Here is a 16,600-nt window from a genome sequence, read left to right on the forward strand (position 1 = left end):
CCCAGAGAGCGGTTTTCTTCAAAACTGCTTTGTGGGAACCAGCCAATGGACCAACCACGCCCCAAGGCGGGCGCTAGAGAGCAAAGGAGTTAAGCCCATGAAGTACAAAGATTTGATCGATCAGATGACTCTGGAGGAAAAGTGCAGTCTGTTGTCCGGCCGGGATGTATGGACCACCTGTCCCATCGAGCGCTTGGGCATCCCCAGCATTTTTCTGTCCGACGGTCCCACCGGCGTTCGCAAGCAGATGGGCGCAGGCGATCACCTGGGCCTGAATGCCAGTGTACCCGCCACCTGCCTGCCCACCGCTGCCACCATGGCCAACAGCTGGAATCCGGAGCTGAGCCAGGAGGTGGGCCGTCTGGTGGGTGAAGAAGCTGCCAGCCTGGATGTGAACGTGCTGCTGGGCCCCGGCCTGAACATCAAGCGCAGCCCGCTGTGCGGCCGTAACTTCGAGTATTTCTCCGAAGACCCCTACCTGAGCGGCAAGATGGCCGCCGCCTTCGTGCGCGGTGTGCAGGAGAACGGCATCTCCGCCTGCCCCAAGCATTTCGCGGCCAACAGCCAGGAGCTGCGCCGCATGGCAAACGACAGCGTGATGGACGAGCGCACCTTCCGTGAGATCTACCTCACCGGCTTTGAGATTGCCGTAAAGGAAGGTCAGCCCAAGACCATTATGAGCGCTTACAACAAGATCAACGGCGTTTACGCCAACGAGAGCAAGCACCTTCTGCAGGATGTTCTGGTGAACGACTGGGGCTACCAGGGTGCCGTTGTCACCGACTGGGGCGGCTCCAACGACCATGTGGAGGGGGTCCGTGTGGGCAGCCATCTGGAAATGCCCGGCACCGGCGGCGACAGCGACCGTGAGCTGGTGGCCGCGGTCAAGGAAGGCCGTCTGAGCATGGATTTGCTGGACCAGCGTGTGGATGAGTTCCTGCGTCTGGTGTTCTCCACCATCAACGCTCCCGCTGCAGGCAAGGAGTTTGACAAGGAGGGCCACCATCAGCTGGCCGCCCATGCCGCTGAGGAGACCGTGGTGCTGCTGAAGAACGAGGGCGATATCCTGCCTCTGGCCGAGGGCACTAAGGTGGCCGTGATCGGCGAGTTTGCCCAGAAGCCCCGTTACCAGGGCGCCGGCTCCAGCCTGGTGAACCCCACCAAGCTGGACACCGCAAACGAGCTGCTGGCGGGCATGCCGCTGCAGTCTGTGGGTTATGCCCAGGGCTACCAGCGCAACAACAAGCACGACGAGGCCCTGAAGATGGAGGCCGTGGAGCTGGCCAAGAAGGCAGACGTGGTTCTGCTGTATGTGGGCTTGCCCGAAATCAGCGAGACCGAGGGCCTGGACCGGGATCACATGCGGATGCCGGAAAACCAGGTGGAGCTGCTGGAAGCCGTGGCCGAGGTGAACCCCAATCTGGTGGTGGTACTGTCTGCAGGCAGCCCGGTTGAGATGCCCTGGCTGAACCGCTGCAAGGCTCTGGTCCATGGCTACCTGGGCGGTCAGGCAGGCGCGGGTGCGGTACTGCGTGTGATCACCGGTCAGGTGAACCCCAGCGCCAAGCTGGCCGAGAGCTACCCCATGACCTGTGAGGAAAACCCCTCCAGCCCCTACTACCCGGGCCTGGAGCGCACCAGTGAATACCGCGAGGGCCTGTATGTGGGCTATCGCTACTACGAGACCGCCGGCGTGCCGGTGCGGTTCCCCTTCGGCTTCGGCCTGTCCTACACCACCTTCGAATACAGTGATCTGAAGGTGAGCGAGAAGGAGGTAACCTTCACCCTGACCAACACCGGCAAGCGGGATGGCGCCGAGGTGGCCCAGCTGTATGTGGGCTGCAAGGATGGCAAGGTGTTCCGCCCTGCCAAGGAGCTGAAGGGCTTCGCCAAGGTATTCCTGAAGGCAGGCGAGAGCAAGACCGTTACCATCCAGCTGGATGACAAGGCCTTCCGCTACTTTGATGTGAAGACCGACTCCTGGCAGGTGGAGGGCGGCGTGTACCAGCTGATGGTGGGCGCCAGCGTGGCCGATATCCGCCTGGAGGGCGAGGTTACCGTACAGGGCACCGGCGCTGCCTGTCCCTATGATCCTGCTCAGCTGGAATGCTACTATACCGGCAAAGTCACCCAGGTGTCTGACGCGCAGTTCGAGGCTCTGCTGGGTCATCCCATTCCGGAATCCGGCTGGGACGCCAGCGGCCTGCTGGGCATGAACGATGCCATCTGCCAGATGTACTACGCCAAGAGCCCGCTGGCCCGTCTGGTCTACAAGATCCTGACCCATCTGAAAGACAAGAGCATTGCCAAAGGTGAGCCGGATCTGAACATCCTGTTCATCTACAACATGCCCTTCCGCGGCATTGCCAAGATGACCGGCGGCGCGGTGACCATGGATATGGCCCGCTGCATGGTGACCATGGTGAACGGCCACTTCTTCAAGGGTCTGGGCGGTTTGATCAAGGCATTCTTTGCCGGCCGCAAGGCGCAGAAGTAAAACGGAGCAGATCAGTGGCGTCTGATAAAATTGAGGGGGATATAGATAAATGAATTTCTGGAACAACTTTGCCGCCAAGCATCCGGCGGCAGCCAAGTGGGTCCGCGAGGGCGGCCTGTTCGTGATCGTCAGCAATGTGATCACCGTGCTCAAATATCTCATGCTGCAGTTCCTGCCCGCCGCATTCGCAGGTCTGGGCGATGCAAGCTTCGGCTGGCCCGGCATTCCGCTGACTTTGTTCGGCGAGACCTTCGAGTGGAACATTCTGGGCTATGACCAGGCGCACGGCGGCCTTGCCTACTTCTGCGCTTACATGGTTGCTATGGTGATCGGCGAGTGCATCAACTTCCCCATCCAGCGCAACTTTGTGTTCCGTTCTCACGGCAAGCTGGGCCCGCAGATTGCCTGGTATCTGGTGGCGTTCTGCATCATCACCTGCATCGTGAACTCCATCAACTGCATCTGGGTGGCCGTGGCCGGTTTGCTGGTTCCGGACTTCATCTACAACATCGGTACCACCGTACTGAACGGCGGCATCTCCATGGTCGTCTTCTTCTTCGTCAACAAGATCATCTTCCCCTCTGCGGAAACCGAGGCCAAGAAGGCTGCCTGATCGGTCATTGGCGGGATATCATCCCGAAACAGCAAAGCGGTCTGCTCTGTGTGCAAAGCGCGGAGCAGGCCGCTTTTTGCGCTTGAAATGCAGGTGTGCGGCTGAGCCCGGGCCGCAGCAGGGAAAAGAAGCCGCAAAAAATAATCGGCGCATTTCTGGCAAATTATTGACATGGCCCCGCCGGGATGGTAGAATTTTAAAGTGAATAAAGACGTTCACAAAGCGCTGAAAGGCAGATTGTGGGCGTCTTTGTTTGTGTGAAAAGGCTCGTCTGGCCGCGCAGCTGCAAAGTGGTCAGGCTTTGAGGCAATCAGCCAAGGAACAAAGGAGCAAGGGATTTATGTTAACTGCAATCACCGGAATCAACTGGGGCGACGAAGGCAAGGGCCGCATGGTGGACCTGCTCAGCCAGGAATACAACATCGTGGTGCGCTATCAGGGCGGCAACAACGCCGGCCACACCGTGGTGACCCCCGAAGGCAAGTTCGTGCTGAATCTGCTGCCCAGCGGCATTTTGCGGCCGGATGTGGTGTGCGTTATGGGCAACGGTATGGTCATTGACCCCGCCCATCTGGAGAAGGAGATCGCCGCACTGCGGGCGCAGGGCATCCAGATCGATCCCAGCCATCTGAAGATCAGCGACCGGGCCACCATCTGCATGCCGTATCATGTGGCTGAGGACGGCCTGGAGGAGGACCGCCTGTCCAAGAGCGGCAACCAGTTCGGTTCCACCCGCCGTGGTATTGCTTACTCCTACGGCGACAAATATATGAAGAAGACTCTGCGCATGGGCGATCTGCTCAACCTGGACCAGTCCGTGAAGGACCGTCTGGCAACCATCGTGGAGTGGAAGAACCTGACCATGGAAAAGGTCTACGGTCAGAAGCCCATTGATCTGGAAGAGATGTGGGCATGGTGCCAGAAATACGCCGAGCTGTTCAAGGATTACATCTGCGACGCGGGCGCTTTCCTGGACAAGGCTGACCGTGAGGGCCAGAAGATCCTGTTCGAGGCTCAGCTGGGCGCGCTGCGTGACATCGACTTCGGCATTTATCCCTTCACCAGCTCATCCAATGTGATCGGCAGCTACGCGCCCATCGGCGCGGGCATCCCCGGCCACAAGCTGCACAAGAGCATCGGCATCATGAAGGCCTACTCCAGCTGCGTGGGTGAGGGCCCCTTCACCGCCGAGCTGGCCATGACTGAGGAAGAGAAGAACGCTCTGCGTGAGGCGGGCCATGAGTTCGGTGCGGCCACCGGCCGTCCCCGCCGCGTGGGTCCCTTTGACGTGGTGGCAAGCCGTTACGGCGTGTTCTGCCAGGGTGCGGACGAGCTGGCTCTGACCCTGCTGGATGTGCTGGACTACATGGAAGAGATTCCTGTGGTGGAGAAGTATCTGGTAAACGGGGAAGAGGTTGACCGTTTCCCCATGGGCGAGGCGCTGGATAACGCCAAGCCGGTGGTGAAATTCCTGCCCGGCTGGCACTGCGACATCACTGCCTGCCGTACCTGGGAGAGTCTGCCCCAGGCTGCCAAGGACTATGTGGAGTATCTGGAAAAGGCCGTTGGCTGCAAGATCAAGTATGTTTCCGTGGGCGCTGCCCGCGACGCATACCTGGTGCGTGAGTAACTGTTTATAAATGCGCCGGCCCGGTAATCATTACCGGGCCGGTTTATCTGTTTCAAGGGGGTAAAAGTAACACTATGGGAGAGTATTTGGATAAGGGTCTGCACGAGGAATGCGGTGTGTTCGGCGTATACCGCCAGAGCGACGCGGCACATCTGACCTATTTCGGTCTGCATGCATTGCAGCACCGCGGCCAGGAGGGCGCGGGTATCGCCGTGGCAGACGGCAAGACCGTCCGCTGCCGGAAGGGCAAGGGCCTGCTGAGTGATGTGTTCGGCCGCAACGATCTGGACGGCATGGCCGGCAAGAATGCCATCGGTCATGTGCGCTACGGCACCGCAGGCGGCGGTGAGGTGGAAAACGTGCAGCCCATCGTATCCCGCCTGGCCAACGGCGGCGCGCTGGCGGTGGCCCACAACGGCCAGATCGCCAATGCTGCCGAGCTGCGCAAGGAGCTGGAGGATAAGGGCAGCATCTTCTGGGGCTCGTCGGACAGCGAGATCATCCTGCATCTGCTGCAGGGCACCAAGGGCCCGCTCATCGAGAAGATCAAGCAGGCCTGCAACCGTCTGGATGGCGCCTTCGCCTTCCTGATTCTCACCGAAAAGAATCTCTACGCCGTGCGGGACAAGAACGGCCTGCGGCCCCTGTCGCTGGCCAAGCAGGGCGACGGCTGGTGTGTTTCCAGTGAGAGCTGCGCCTTCGATATCGTGGGCGCGCACCTGGTGCGGGACGTGCGCCCCGGCGAGATCGTGAAGATCTCCGCCGCCGGTCTGGAAAGCTGCTTCTACACCGAGGAGACCAGCTGCAACCTGTGCGCCATGGAATACATCTACTTCTCCCGCCCGGATTCGGTGCTGGAGGGGCAGAACGTGCACGGCGTACGCCGTGAGTGCGGCCGCCTGCTGGCCCAGGAAGACCTGGACAACTTCTTCAAGGCCGACATTGTGGTGGGCGTTCCGGATTCCTCGCTGTCCGCTGCGGCAGGCTACAGTGAAGCCATCGGCCTGCCCAACGAGATGGGCCTGATCAAGAACCGTTATGTGGGCCGTACCTTCATCCAGCCCACCCAGGCCCAGCGCGATCTGGGCGTGCGGCTCAAGCTGTCCGCCAACGTGCCGGTGGTACGGGGCAAGCGGGTGGTTCTGGTGGACGACTCCATCGTGCGCGGCACCACCTCCAAGCGGATCGTGGCTCTGCTGCGTCAGGCGGGCGCCACCGAGGTGCATCTGCGCATCGCCGCTCCGGCCATCAAGTACCCCTGCTTCTATGGCGTGGATATGTCCACCCGGGCCGAGCTGGCCAGCGCCAGCCTGGAGCCGGATGTGCTGGCCAAGGTGCTGGGTGCGGATTCGCTGCGCTTTTTGAGCGTGGATGATCTGAAGCAGGCCTGCGGCTGCCAGGGTCTGTGCACTGCCTGCTTCGACGGCAGCTATGTGACCCCGCTCTACAGCAACAAAATCTGAGAAAATTTTCACAAGCGCATGGCGTAAGCCATTGCAAAACAGGGCTTTTTCCTCTAGAATGAATAGGGAAAAGCCCTGTTTTTTTATAAAAATGCAAAAAAGACCTAAAAACTTGCACAGAAAATAAAAACGCTGATTGTTCGGTTTGCACGAAAAGTTTTCAAAAACTTGTTTTAAAATTATCATTTATTGCCCGGGATACTTTGTTATGGTAAAATCAAACCAGAAAATAAAAGTATTACTTTTGCGGAGGATGGTATGAGCAGATTGGAAATGCCGACCCCTAGCAGGTCGCAATTAGTGATCGAACAGTTGTACAAGGAATTGGAACGCCGCATTGAGGCCAGCCCCCCGGGCCTTTGCCCGGTGGACCTGACGCGCGCGTTCCTGGAGCTGTGCCACACGCAAACCTGCGGCAAGTGTGCACCCTGCCGCATCGGCCTATTGCAGCTCAAGCACCTGATCACAGATGTGCTGAACGGCAAGGCCACCATGGAGACCCTGACCCTGATGGAAAACACGGCCCTTTCCATCATGGAATCCGCCGACTGTGCCATCGGCCACGAGGCGGCCCTCATGGTTTACCAGAGCCTGATCGGCTGCCGCGATGACTACGAGCAGCACATTCGGGTGGGCCGCTGTACCTGTACTTACAGCCAGCCGGTGCCCTGTGTCACCCTGTGCCCGGCCCATGTGGACATCCCCGGCTACATTGCCCTGGTCCGTGAGGGCCGTCATGCGGATGCAATCCGCCTGATCCGTAAGGACAATCCGTTCCCCACCACCTGCGGCTTCATCTGCGAGCACCCCTGCGAGGCCCGCTGCCGCCGCAACATGGTGGACGACGCCATCAACATCCGCGGCCTGAAGCGGGTCGCGGCTGATCGGGCGGGCCATGTACCCCCGCCGAAGAATGCGCCTTCCACCGGCAAAACTGTTGCCGTTGTGGGCGGTGGCCCCGGCGGTCTGTCCGCTGCCTACTATCTGCAGCTGATGGGCCATCAGGTGACCGTGTTCGAGATGCTGCCTCAGCTGGGCGGCATGCTGCGCTATGGTATCCCCAACTACCGCCTGCCCAAGGAACGGCTGGATGATGACATTCAGGCCATTCTGGAAACCGGCGTAAAAGTGGAGCTGGGCAAGCGCATCGGCCGGGACATCACCATTGAAGAGCTGCGCAAAACCTACGACGCCGTGCTGGTGAGCATCGGCGCCAGTACCGATAAGAAGCTGGGCATGGAGCACGAGGATGCTCCCGGTGTGGTCTCCGCTGTGGAGTTCCTGCGCACTGTGGGCCAGGGCGAGTCCATGGAGCTGAATGGCCAGGAAGTGGCTGTAGTGGGCGGCGGCAACGTGTCCATGGACGCGGTTCGCACTGCTGTGCGCCTGGGTGCCAAGAAGGTAAGCATCGTCTACCGCCGCCGCGTGGCGGATATGACCGCCCTGCCCGCCGAGATCGAGGGTGCCATGGCGGAAGGCGTGGAGATTCGCACCCTGCAGGCACCCTCCCGCATCGAAGTTGATGAAAACGGCCATGTGAAGGGGCTGTGGACCACCCCCCAGATGATCAGCGCCATCCGCGACGGCCGCGCCAGCGTGAAGGCCAGCGGAGAAGAGGAGCAGTTTATTCCCTGCACCACCCTCATTGTGGCGGTAGGTCAGAGCATCGAGACCAAGCACTTCCAGGAAGCCGGTCTGCCGGTGGAGCGAGGCAAGATCCTCACCGAGACCTCCGGCGGCTTCTCCGACATTCCCGGCGTGTTCGCCGGCGGTGACTGCGCCACCGGTCCTGCCACCGTCATCAAGGCCATTGCGGCGGCCAAGGTGGTGGCGGCCAACATCGACGAATACCTGGGCTACAACCACAAGATCACCTGCGACGTGGAGATCCCCGAGCCCGATCTGGCCGACAAAAGCCCCTGCGGCCGTGTGGAGCTTACCGAGCGCCAGGCCTGCGAGCGTGTGCGTGATTTCGAGGGCGTGGAAAACTGCATGACCGATAAGGAAGCCTGCCAGGAGGCCGGGCGCTGCCTGCGGTGCGATCACTTCGGCTTCGGCCTGTTCAAAGGAGGAAGGGAAAAGGTATGGTAAACCTGACAATTGACGGGCTGGCCATCCGCGCGCCCAAGGGCACGACCATCATGGAGGCGGCCGCGCAGAATAACATTGCAATCCCCAAGCTTTGCTTTTTGAAGGAAATCAACGAGATCGCCGCCTGCCGCGTGTGCGTGGTGGAGCTGGAAGGCAAGGAGCGGCTGATCACCGCCTGCAACAACGTGGTGGAAGAGGGCATGGTGATCTACACCAACAGCCCCAAGGTCCGCCGTGACCGGCGCAACACCGTGCAGCTCATCCTCTCCCAGCACGACTGCAAATGCGCCACCTGTTTCCGCAACGGCAACTGCGCGCTGCAGAACATTGCCAGAGATCTGAATATCCACGAGCTGCCCTTTGAGGAGCGGCTGGAGCGCCAGCCCTGGGACCAGAATTTCCCTCTGATCCGGGATTCCGCCAAGTGCATCAAGTGTATGCGCTGCGTGCAGATCTGCGATAAGGTTCAGAGCCTGAACATCTGGGATCTGGAAGGCACCGGCTCCCGTTCCACCATCAATGTTACCGGTCACCGCACCATCGGTGAGGCAGACTGTTCGCTGTGCGGTCAGTGCATCACCCATTGCCCGGTGGGCGCGCTGCATGAACGTGATGACACGGAACAGGTCTGGCAGGCCATCTCCGACCCGAAGAAGGTCGTGGTGGCCCAGGTTGCTCCCGCCGTTCGTGCGGCCTGGGGCGAGCAGCTGGGCCTTTCCCGGGACGAGGCCACCGTGGGCAAGATCATGGACAGCCTCAAGCGGATGGGCGTGGACTATGTGTTCGACACCACCTTCTCCGCCGACCTGACCATCATGGAGGAGGGCACCGAGTTCCTGGGCCGCTTCACCCGCGGAGCGACCAAGGAAAAGCCCATGTTCACCTCCTGCTGCCCGGGCTGGATTCGGTTCATCAAGTCTCAGTATCCCCACCTGGTGCCGCAGCTGTCCACCGCGAAGAGCCCGCAGCAGATGTTCGGCGCGGTGATGAAATCCTACTTTGCACAGTCCATCGGCCGCTCTCCCGAGGACATCTACACCCTATCCATCATGCCCTGTGTGGCTAAGAAGGGTGAACGGAATATGGAACTGTTCGATGGCGAGTACGCGGGCCACGATGTGGACGCGGTACTCACCACCCGTGAGCTGGTGCGCATGATGCGTTCGGCCCACATCCGGCCGGATACCCTGGTCGACCGCCCCTGCGATGTTCTGATGCAGGCGGGCAGCGGCGCGGGCGTGATCTTCGGCGCCACCGGCGGCGTAATGGAAGCCGCTTTGCGTACCGCCTACTATGTGGTGATGGGTAAGAACCCGCCTGCGGATGCCTTCAAGCAGGTGCGCAGCCAGGGCCAGGGCACCGGCGTGACCACTGCCGAGTTCCATCTGGGCGACGCCGTGGTGCGCACTGCCGTGGTAAGCGGCCTGGGCAACACCCGCAAACAGCTGGAGCAGATCGAAAAGGGCGAAGTGTCCTATGACTTTGTGGAAGTCATGGCCTGCCCCGGCGGCTGTGTGGGCGGCGGCGGTCAGCCCATCCACGACGGCGAGGAGCTTGCCTTTGAACGGGGCAAGAACCTCTATGCACTGGACAGCAGCGCCGCACTGCGCTTCTCCCACGAGAACCCGGACGTGCAGCGGTTGTATGCCGAGTATCTGGGCGAGCCCATGAGCCATCGCTCTCATCAGCTGCTCCATACCGATCACAATGCCTGGACCATGCCTCGCAAACAACGTTAACAGCCATTCCAACCTCCAATAAAAGCAGCACCCGCCTCCGGAAGTTCCGGAGGCGGGTGCTGCTTTTTCTGCGTTTTATAGAATGGGGAAGGGAAGAGAACCTGGCTTACAGGCCCCGCTCCTTCTTCCAGGCCAGGAATTCCTCAAAGCTGCCGGTGCGGTCCAGGCAGCCCTCCTGGCCCAGGGGGATCTCAATAATCCGATTGGCGATTTCATCAATGAACTGATGGTCGTGAGAGGAGAAGAGCAGGTTGCCCTTGAAGGAGGCCAGACCGTTGGACAGCGCTTGGATGCTTTCCAGGTCCAGGTGGTTGGTGGGCTGGTCCAGCACCAGAATGTTGGAGTGGGCCATCATCATGCGGGAGAGCATGCAGCGCACCTTCTCACCGCCGCTCAGCACCGACGCGGGCTTGTAGACCTCGTCGCCGGAGAAGAGCATCCGGCCCAGGAAGCCGCGCAGGAAGGTCTCGGTGGGGTCCGGGCTGTACTGACGCAGCCACTCGATCAGGTTGCCCTCGAAGCCGTCGAAGAAGGCGGAGTTATCCTGGGGGAAGTAGCTCTGGCTGGTGGAAACGCCCCACTTGAAGCTGCCGGAATCCGGCTCCATCTCGCCCATCAGGATCTTGAACAGGGTGGTCATGCCCACCTCGTTGTCACCCACCAGAGCGATCTTGTCGTTCTTGTTCATGGTGAAGGTCACGTTGTCCAGCACCTTAACGCCATCCACGGTCTTGGTCAGACCCTGCACGAACAGGATATCCTTGCCGGCCTCCCGCTCCGGGTCAAAGCCCACGAAGGGGTAACGGCGGGAGGAAGCGGGCATCTCCTCCAGCTGGATGGAGTCCAGGATCTTTTTACGGCTGGTGGCCTGCTTGGACTTGGACTTGTTGGCGGAGAAGCGCTGGATGAAGGACTGCAGTTCCTTGATCTTCTCTTCCTTCTTCTTGTTCTGGTTGCGGATCAGCTGCTGCATCAGCTGGCTGGACTCGTACCAGAAGTCGTAGTTGCCCGCGTACATCTGCACCTTGTTGTAGTCGATGTCCACGGTGTGGGTGCAGACTGCGTTCAGGAAGTGACGGTCGTGGCTGACCACGATGATGGTGCCGTAGTAATCCATCAGAAACTCTTCCAGCCAGTCGATGGACTCAATGTCCAAACCGTTGGTGGGCTCGTCCAGCAGGATGATGGAGGGCTGGCCGAACAGGGCCTGTGCCAGCAGCACCTTCACCTTCTGGCGGCCGTCCAGCGCGTCCATCTGGGCGTAGTGCAGGTCGGTGGGCAGGCCCAGACCGCTGAGCAGCTGGTTGACCTCGGTCTCGGCATCCCAGCCGCCCATCTCAGCGAATTCCGCCTCCAGCTCACCGGCGCGCTCGCCGTCCGCCTCGGAGAAATCCTCCTTGGCATACAGCTCGTCCTTTTCCTTCATGATGTCGTACAGGCGGCGATTGCCCATGATGACGGTTTCCATCACAGAGAACTCATCGTATTTGTAATGGTCCTGCTCCAGCACGCTCATCCGGTCGTCCGGCCCGATGGATACACTGCCGCTGGTGGGCTCGATCACGCCGGAGATGATCTTCAGCAGGGTGGACTTGCCGGCACCATTCGCACCGATGATACCGTAGCAGTTGCCCGGCACAAAATTCAGGTTCACGTTCTTGTACAGATAGTTGCCCTGAAACTGAAGGCTTACGTCATTTACAGAAAGCATAAAAACCTCGCTTATCCTTTGTTTTCTTCTTATGATAGAACAGTATGCTCGAAAGAGATTTTGAAAAGTCGATATAGACCAATTTATTATACATGAAAACAAACAAAAAAAGAAGGCCTAATTTCAAAAGAGTTCTGAGATCGGATAACAAAAAAACGCAGCGCCGGCCCATTAAGGCGCTGCGTGCAAGATTGTTTGGAATGTGGAATCCTCAGATCACCAGCTCATACAGGCTGGCTCCGGCAATGCCCTCCCGAGTCAGCAGGGCGCTGGCGGTGTCCCGGCTGGCGGGATCGTCCCGCCAGGCAAGGCCGCAGCCCGCCGTGATGGCGGTGGGCACCGGTATCAGCCGACCGGTCAGGCCCGCCGCGGGAGCGGCGGCCTCAAAGGCCAGAGCAGCCGCGGTGGTATCAAAGGCAATCACAAGCTGTAGGCTTCTGGGTCTCATGCTTCCTCCCTGCAAAGGGTGTCCATGGCGCGGATGGCCGCGTCCACCTCTTCTTCCGTGTTGAAATAGCCGAAGCTGAACCGCACCGCACCCTGGGCTACTGTGCCCAGGGCCTCATGGATCAGCGGTGCGCAGTGGGCCCCTGGGCGGGTGAGGATGCCGAACCGCTGGGCAAGCTCATCGCTCACCAGCGAGGAATCCCAGTCGCCCAGGTTCAGTGCCACGATGGGGGAGCGCTCAGCAGTGGAAAAGTCGCCATAGCATTTCACCCCGGGCAGATCCTTTACGCCCTGATAAAACCGGCCTGCCAGCGCCTGCTCCCGGCGGCGAATGGTATCAAGGCCGATCTCCTCCAACCATTCCAGCGCTGCCGCCAGCCCGGCAATGCCGTGGCCGTTCAGGGTACCTGCCTCCAGTGCGGTGGGCATCTGAGCGGGATGTTCCCGGTCAAAGCTGTGCACACCACTGCCGCCCACGCAAAGAGGGGAGAGCCGCAGCCGGGGCGAAACGCACAGCCCGCCGGTGCCCTGGGGGCCCAGCAGGCCTTTGTGACCGGTGAAGCAGAGCACGTCGATGCCCATGGCCTGCATGTCGATGGCAAAGCAGCCAGCGGTTTGGGATGCGTCCAGAACGAAGGGCACTCCATGGGCAGCACAGGCCGCACCGATGCGGCCAATGTCCACCAGATCGCCGGTCACGTTGGAGGCGTGGGTGCAGACCACCAGTTTGGTGTCCGGCCGGAAGGCGGCTTCCAATCCCTCCAGCGAGAGACGGCCGTTTTCATCCGCAGGAAGAATGGTCAGGTCCGCCCCGCTGCGGTAAAGTGGGCGCAACACGCTGTTGTGGTCCAGTGCGGTGGCAATGGCGTGCCCGCCCTCTGCCAGCAGGCTGGAGATGGCAATGTTCAGCGCCGCGGTGGAATTGGCGGTGAAGGCCACCTGCTGGGCGCCGTAGCCGTGGAACAGCCGGTCGATGCGGCTGCGGGCTTCGTGAATGGTGCGCCCGGCGGCCAGGCTGGCCGCATGCGCGCCCCGGCCGCAGTTTCCCATTCCGTTCATGGCTGCGGCCACCGCCTGCACCACGCAGTCGGGCCGGTGCAGACTGGTGGCGGCGTTATCCAGATAGATCACGGCCGGACCACCCGGGCTGCGCCCATCAGCTTCTCCGCAATGGCATACATGTTGGTCACGCTGCCCACCGCCAGCTTCTCGGTGAGGCCGTAGTGGTTCAGGCAGGTGCCGCAGGTCATGATCTCCACGCCCTGGCTTTCCAGCAGTTTCAGATCTGCCAGCGTGGGTGCGCCCTCAACAGAAAGCTTTGCTCCGCCGTTGTACAGCAGAATGGTGTCCGGCAGAATGTCCTGTTCGGTAAGGGCATAGACAAAGGCCTTCATCAGGGCCTTGCCCAGCACCGGGTCGCCGCTGCCCATCTCATCGCTGGACAGCACCACCACTGTGCCCTTGGCGCGGGCGTCCGGGATGCAGGCAGGGGCTTCTTCCGCTATGGGGGTCTGCGCGGCGGCCAGACTCTCTTCGGTGAGGGCCAGAACCACCTCGTAGTGATCGGAGGCCAGAGTGCGGCTTTCGGCGGCCAGCTTTTTCTGACCGGCCATCTTCAGAAGATTCTGCACCGCGATGGCGTTATCCACCGATACGGTCACGGTGTCGCCCGCGGTCATCTGGGCCAGGACCTTTTTGGTTTCCACAACGGGGATGGGGCAGGGCTTGCCCATGGCGTTTACCTGATATTGCATTTTATAAAACCTCGATTTCTGTGAAGAGTAAAAAGTAAAGATAGGGTCATTCCGTGACGCGAATCACGCCGGGATGTTCATCGGTTACATGGCCGATGATGCCGCAGCCAAGGCCCAGCGCCTGCACAGCGGCCAGGGCTTCCTCGGCCCGGTCGGCGGGAACGCTGACCAGCAGTCCGCCGGAGGTCTGGGGGTCAAAGAGCAGCTCCTCCACCGCAAAGGGGGTGGATTCAAACTCCACCTTGCCCTCCAGATGGTTCCGGTTGCGCTGGGCGGCTGCTGTGAGCAGGAACTCATCCGCGTATTCCAGCGCCTGCGGAATGTGGGGCAGTGCTTTCCAGTGCAGTTGTGCGCCGCAGCGCGCCGCCAGCATCTCGTTCAGATGGCCCAGCAGGCCGAAGCCGGTCACGTCGGTGCAGGCGTGGGGTTCAAAGGGTGCCAGTGCTTCAGAGGCGTATTTGTTCAGGGTGGTCATGCTGGCGATAGCTGCTTCCATGGCCTCGTCACTGGCCTGGCCCACCCGGCTGGCGGTGCAGACGATGCCCACGCCCAGAGGTTTGGTGAGAATCAACGCGTCGCCGGGGCGGCAGGCGTTGTTTTCCAGCACCTTGTCCGGGTGGATGATGCCGGTGACCGACAGACCGTATTTCACATCGCTGTCCGCGATGGAATGGCCGCCCGCCAGGATGCCGCCTGCCTCCCGCACCTTCTCTGCGCCGCCCTGCAAGATGCGGCCCAGAATGTTCAAGTCCATCTTTTCGGGGAAGCACACGATGTTCAGTGCGGTTTTCACCGTGCCGCCCATGGCGTAGATGTCGCTAAGGGCATTGGCTGCGGCAATCTGGCCGAAGATGTAGGGGTCCTCCACCATGGGCGGGAAGAAGTCCAGCGTCTGCACCATGGCGATGTCATCGGTGAGTTTGTAGACGGCGGCGTCGTCCGAGTGGTCAAAGCCCACCAGCAGGTTCGGGTCGGTAAAGGGGGGCAGCTTTTCTAGCACGTGGGCCAGCGCGCCGGGGCCCAGCTTGGCGGTGCAGCCGCCGCCCTTGCAGAATACGATTGGTTGTTCATTCATAACGATAACGCTCCCTGAAAAATCGGCCCCGCCGCAGCAGGGCCCTTTCTTGCTTCTTATTATAAGGATAAAGCGAAACCACCCAAAAGTAAAGCCCCAGCCCGGGGCAAATATTCGCAGAAGAAACAAAAAATGCCCCGGTTTCAGGAATTTCCAAAACCGGAGCGGGTATGTCAGTTCTTGGGGGCGCTCTGTTCCACCTGGGCCCGCAGCAGATCACGAATTTCGGTCAGCAGCTGTTCACTGGAGGGGGCGGGAGGCGTGGCAGGTGCCTTGGCGGCGTCCTCCTTCTTCTTCTCGATGTGCAGTTTGGTCATCAGTTTCACCGCACAGAACACGCAGAAGGCCAGGATAATGAATTCCACCACCGTCTGGATGAAGTTGCCGTAGGCCAGCACCACCTCGTTGCCGCCCGCGCGGAATACGTAGGAAAGACCGGTAAAATTCACCTGACCGGTGGCCAGGCTGATCAGGGGCATTACCACATCGTTCACCAGACTGGTCACGATCTTGCTGAATGCGCCGCCGACCACAACACCGACGGCCATGTCGATCACATTGCCGCGCATGGCGAATTCCTTGAATTCCTTCAAAAACTTTTTCATAAGGGTTCTCCTTTGAGGATTGATTCGATAATCACCCAGCGGCTGGGCCGGGCAGCTTTATCATATCATATTTGCAAAAGAGGGAAAAGGGCCAAACCGGCAGAATGCGCATTTCTCCGCGCCGGTCTGCACCATTCGCCCGGCGGCTGCATAGGCTGGAGCAACCAGATCAGAGCAATGGAGGGAACAATGTGATGCGATGCAATCGACCGGAATCCAGCAGCCGGGAAGGGGAGCAGCGGTGCCGGTGCCCCCATCCGGGCTGTTGCTGCTGTCGGGGGCCGCAGGGGGAACCAGGCCCGAAAGGGGAAAACAGCGTGCTTGCCGCCGCCTCCTTCTTTGCATTTGAGCGGCGGTTCGAAAACGGGAAGGCGGTTCCGCTGGTCATCGGCACAGAAGACGAGACCGGCCAGATCCGGCTGGCGGATGAAACCGCGATTCTGCTGGAGCCGGGGCGATATGCAGTGTGGTATCGCCTAGCCACTGTGCTGGAAAATCCAGGCTATCTGCAGGTGACCCCGTCGCAGAATGGCAGCCCCCAGCTTGCCTATGGGGTGTATGCAAGAACCGCGGACCCGATGGTCACCGCTGGCGGCACCAATTTTCTGCTGTTGCGGGCGGAGGATGCGACTGCTTTTCAGCTGAATTACAGCAGTGATGTGGCGAACCGGTCCGGTGAGGCATCGGTGATGGTGTGGAAGCTGGCGGAGTTCGACTGAAGCATTTGTAAGAACAGGGGAGAACATAAAAAAACCCGGCTCATTGAGCGGGCTTTTACGTTAGTGCGATGAAAGGGGGATTCGTCTCACTTCCCCAAATCCCGAGCGGGCGGCAAAAGCTTGTGAAAAGTAAATAGTGAAAAAGGAAAAATCCCGAACGCTTTCGCATTCGGGATTTTTGGTGCGGATGAAGGGACTTGAACCCCCACGGTATCGCTACCACTAGAACCTGAAAGGCATCAAGGCAACATTCATC

The 16,600-nt window shown here is 60.3% G+C and carries 13 protein-coding genes; 7 read left to right on the forward strand and 6 right to left on the reverse strand.

The annotated features are described in order from the left end of the window. The first annotated feature begins 97 nt into the window (after nucleotides 1-97). From B5F28_RS10700 to B5F28_RS10725, 6 genes are all read left to right on the forward strand, one after another. Nucleotides 98-2,497 (forward strand): beta-glucosidase, encoded by a 2,400-nt coding sequence (locus tag B5F28_RS10700; RefSeq protein ID WP_087295884.1) that lies wholly within the window; start codon nucleotides 98-100, stop codon nucleotides 2,495-2,497. A gap of 49 nt (nucleotides 2,498-2,546) precedes the next feature. Then, nucleotides 2,547-3,110: a GtrA family protein gene (locus B5F28_RS10705; protein WP_087295885.1), complete on the forward strand. Its 564-nt coding sequence runs from the start codon at nucleotides 2,547-2,549 to the stop codon at nucleotides 3,108-3,110. Between the two features lie 340 nt (nucleotides 3,111-3,450). Beyond that, nucleotides 3,451-4,740, forward strand: a complete 1,290-nt coding sequence (locus B5F28_RS10710; RefSeq protein ID WP_087295886.1) for an adenylosuccinate synthase — start codon at nucleotides 3,451-3,453, stop codon at nucleotides 4,738-4,740. 74 nt (nucleotides 4,741-4,814) lie between these two features. Continuing rightward, nucleotides 4,815-6,203: an amidophosphoribosyltransferase gene (gene purF / locus B5F28_RS10715; protein WP_087295887.1), complete on the forward strand. Its 1,389-nt coding sequence runs from the start codon at nucleotides 4,815-4,817 to the stop codon at nucleotides 6,201-6,203. A 258-nt stretch (nucleotides 6,204-6,461) separates the two neighbouring features. Next, entirely contained in the window at nucleotides 6,462-8,294 is a 1,833-nt protein-coding gene (locus B5F28_RS10720) for an NAD(P)-binding protein (RefSeq protein ID WP_087295888.1), read from the forward strand. Continuing rightward, on the forward strand, nucleotides 8,288-10,033 hold the full coding sequence (locus B5F28_RS10725; protein WP_087295889.1) for a [FeFe] hydrogenase, group A: 1,746 nt from the start codon (nucleotides 8,288-8,290) through the stop codon (nucleotides 10,031-10,033). The genes B5F28_RS10720 and B5F28_RS10725 overlap by 7 nt, the downstream gene beginning before the upstream one ends. Nucleotides 10,034-10,139: 106 nt before the next feature. On the opposite strand, the gene B5F28_RS10730 is transcribed toward B5F28_RS10725, so the two are convergent. The 6 genes from B5F28_RS10730 to mscL all read right to left on the reverse strand — a co-directional run bounded on the left by B5F28_RS10730 (nucleotide 10,140) and on the right by mscL (nucleotide 15,625). Continuing rightward, nucleotides 10,140-11,744: an ABC-F family ATP-binding cassette domain-containing protein gene (locus tag B5F28_RS10730; protein ID WP_087295890.1), complete on the reverse strand. Its 1,605-nt coding sequence runs from the start codon at nucleotides 11,742-11,744 to the stop codon at nucleotides 10,140-10,142. 211 nt (nucleotides 11,745-11,955) lie between these two features. Next, nucleotides 11,956-12,192 carry a putative Se/S carrier protein gene (locus B5F28_RS10735; protein ID WP_087295891.1) on the reverse strand — a complete coding sequence of 79 codons (237 nt, stop codon included), beginning with the start codon at nucleotides 12,190-12,192 and terminating at the stop codon, nucleotides 11,956-11,958. Further along, entirely contained in the window at nucleotides 12,189-13,322 is a 1,134-nt protein-coding gene (locus B5F28_RS10740) for an aminotransferase class V-fold PLP-dependent enzyme (protein WP_087295892.1), read from the reverse strand. The genes B5F28_RS10735 and B5F28_RS10740 overlap by 4 nt, the downstream gene beginning before the upstream one ends. Then, on the reverse strand, nucleotides 13,319-13,945 hold the full coding sequence (yedF, locus tag B5F28_RS10745) for a sulfurtransferase-like selenium metabolism protein YedF (protein ID WP_087295893.1): 627 nt from the start codon (nucleotides 13,943-13,945) through the stop codon (nucleotides 13,319-13,321). Before yedF ends, B5F28_RS10740 begins: the two co-directional genes overlap by 4 nt. Nucleotides 13,946-13,991: 46 nt before the next feature. Next, nucleotides 13,992-15,020 (reverse strand): selenide, water dikinase SelD, encoded by a 1,029-nt coding sequence (selD, locus tag B5F28_RS10750; protein WP_087295894.1) that lies wholly within the window; start codon nucleotides 15,018-15,020, stop codon nucleotides 13,992-13,994. A 173-nt stretch (nucleotides 15,021-15,193) separates the two neighbouring features. After that, entirely contained in the window at nucleotides 15,194-15,625 is a 432-nt protein-coding gene (gene mscL / locus B5F28_RS10755) for a large-conductance mechanosensitive channel protein MscL (protein ID WP_087295895.1), read from the reverse strand. Nucleotides 15,626-15,942: 317 nt separating this feature from the next. Between mscL and B5F28_RS10760 the strand changes: the two genes are divergently transcribed. Next, nucleotides 15,943-16,344, forward strand: a complete 402-nt coding sequence (locus B5F28_RS10760; protein ID WP_087295896.1) for a hypothetical protein — start codon at nucleotides 15,943-15,945, stop codon at nucleotides 16,342-16,344. The last annotated feature ends 256 nt before the right edge of the window (nucleotides 16,345-16,600 follow it).

The sequence above is a fragment of the Gemmiger sp. An194 genome, assembly GCF_002160145.1.
GTDB lineage: Bacteria > Bacillota > Clostridia > Oscillospirales > Ruminococcaceae > Allofournierella.

Bases quoted from the DNA above. Each gene is read 5' to 3' on its own strand.
- B5F28_RS10700 (WP_087295884.1), top strand. From the start codon at position 98: ATGAAGTACAAAGATTTGATCGATCAGATGACTCTGGAGGAAAAGTGC.
- B5F28_RS10705 (WP_087295885.1), top strand. From the start codon at position 2,547: ATGAATTTCTGGAACAACTTTGCCGCCAAGCATCCGGCGGCAGCCAAG.
- B5F28_RS10710 (WP_087295886.1), top strand. From the start codon at position 3,451: ATGTTAACTGCAATCACCGGAATCAACTGGGGCGACGAAGGCAAGGGC.
- purF (WP_087295887.1), top strand. From the start codon at position 4,815: ATGGGAGAGTATTTGGATAAGGGTCTGCACGAGGAATGCGGTGTGTTC.
- B5F28_RS10720 (WP_087295888.1), top strand. From the start codon at position 6,462: ATGAGCAGATTGGAAATGCCGACCCCTAGCAGGTCGCAATTAGTGATC.
- B5F28_RS10725 (WP_087295889.1), top strand. From the start codon at position 8,288: ATGGTAAACCTGACAATTGACGGGCTGGCCATCCGCGCGCCCAAGGGC.
- B5F28_RS10730 (WP_087295890.1), bottom strand. From the start codon at position 11,744: ATGCTTTCTGTAAATGACGTAAGCCTTCAGTTTCAGGGCAACTATCTG.
- B5F28_RS10735 (WP_087295891.1), bottom strand. From the start codon at position 12,192: ATGAGACCCAGAAGCCTACAGCTTGTGATTGCCTTTGATACCACCGCG.
- yedF (WP_087295893.1), bottom strand. From the start codon at position 13,945: ATGCAATATCAGGTAAACGCCATGGGCAAGCCCTGCCCCATCCCCGTT.
- selD (WP_087295894.1), bottom strand. From the start codon at position 15,020: ATGAATGAACAACCAATCGTATTCTGCAAGGGCGGCGGCTGCACCGCC.
- mscL (WP_087295895.1), bottom strand. From the start codon at position 15,625: ATGAAAAAGTTTTTGAAGGAATTCAAGGAATTCGCCATGCGCGGCAAT.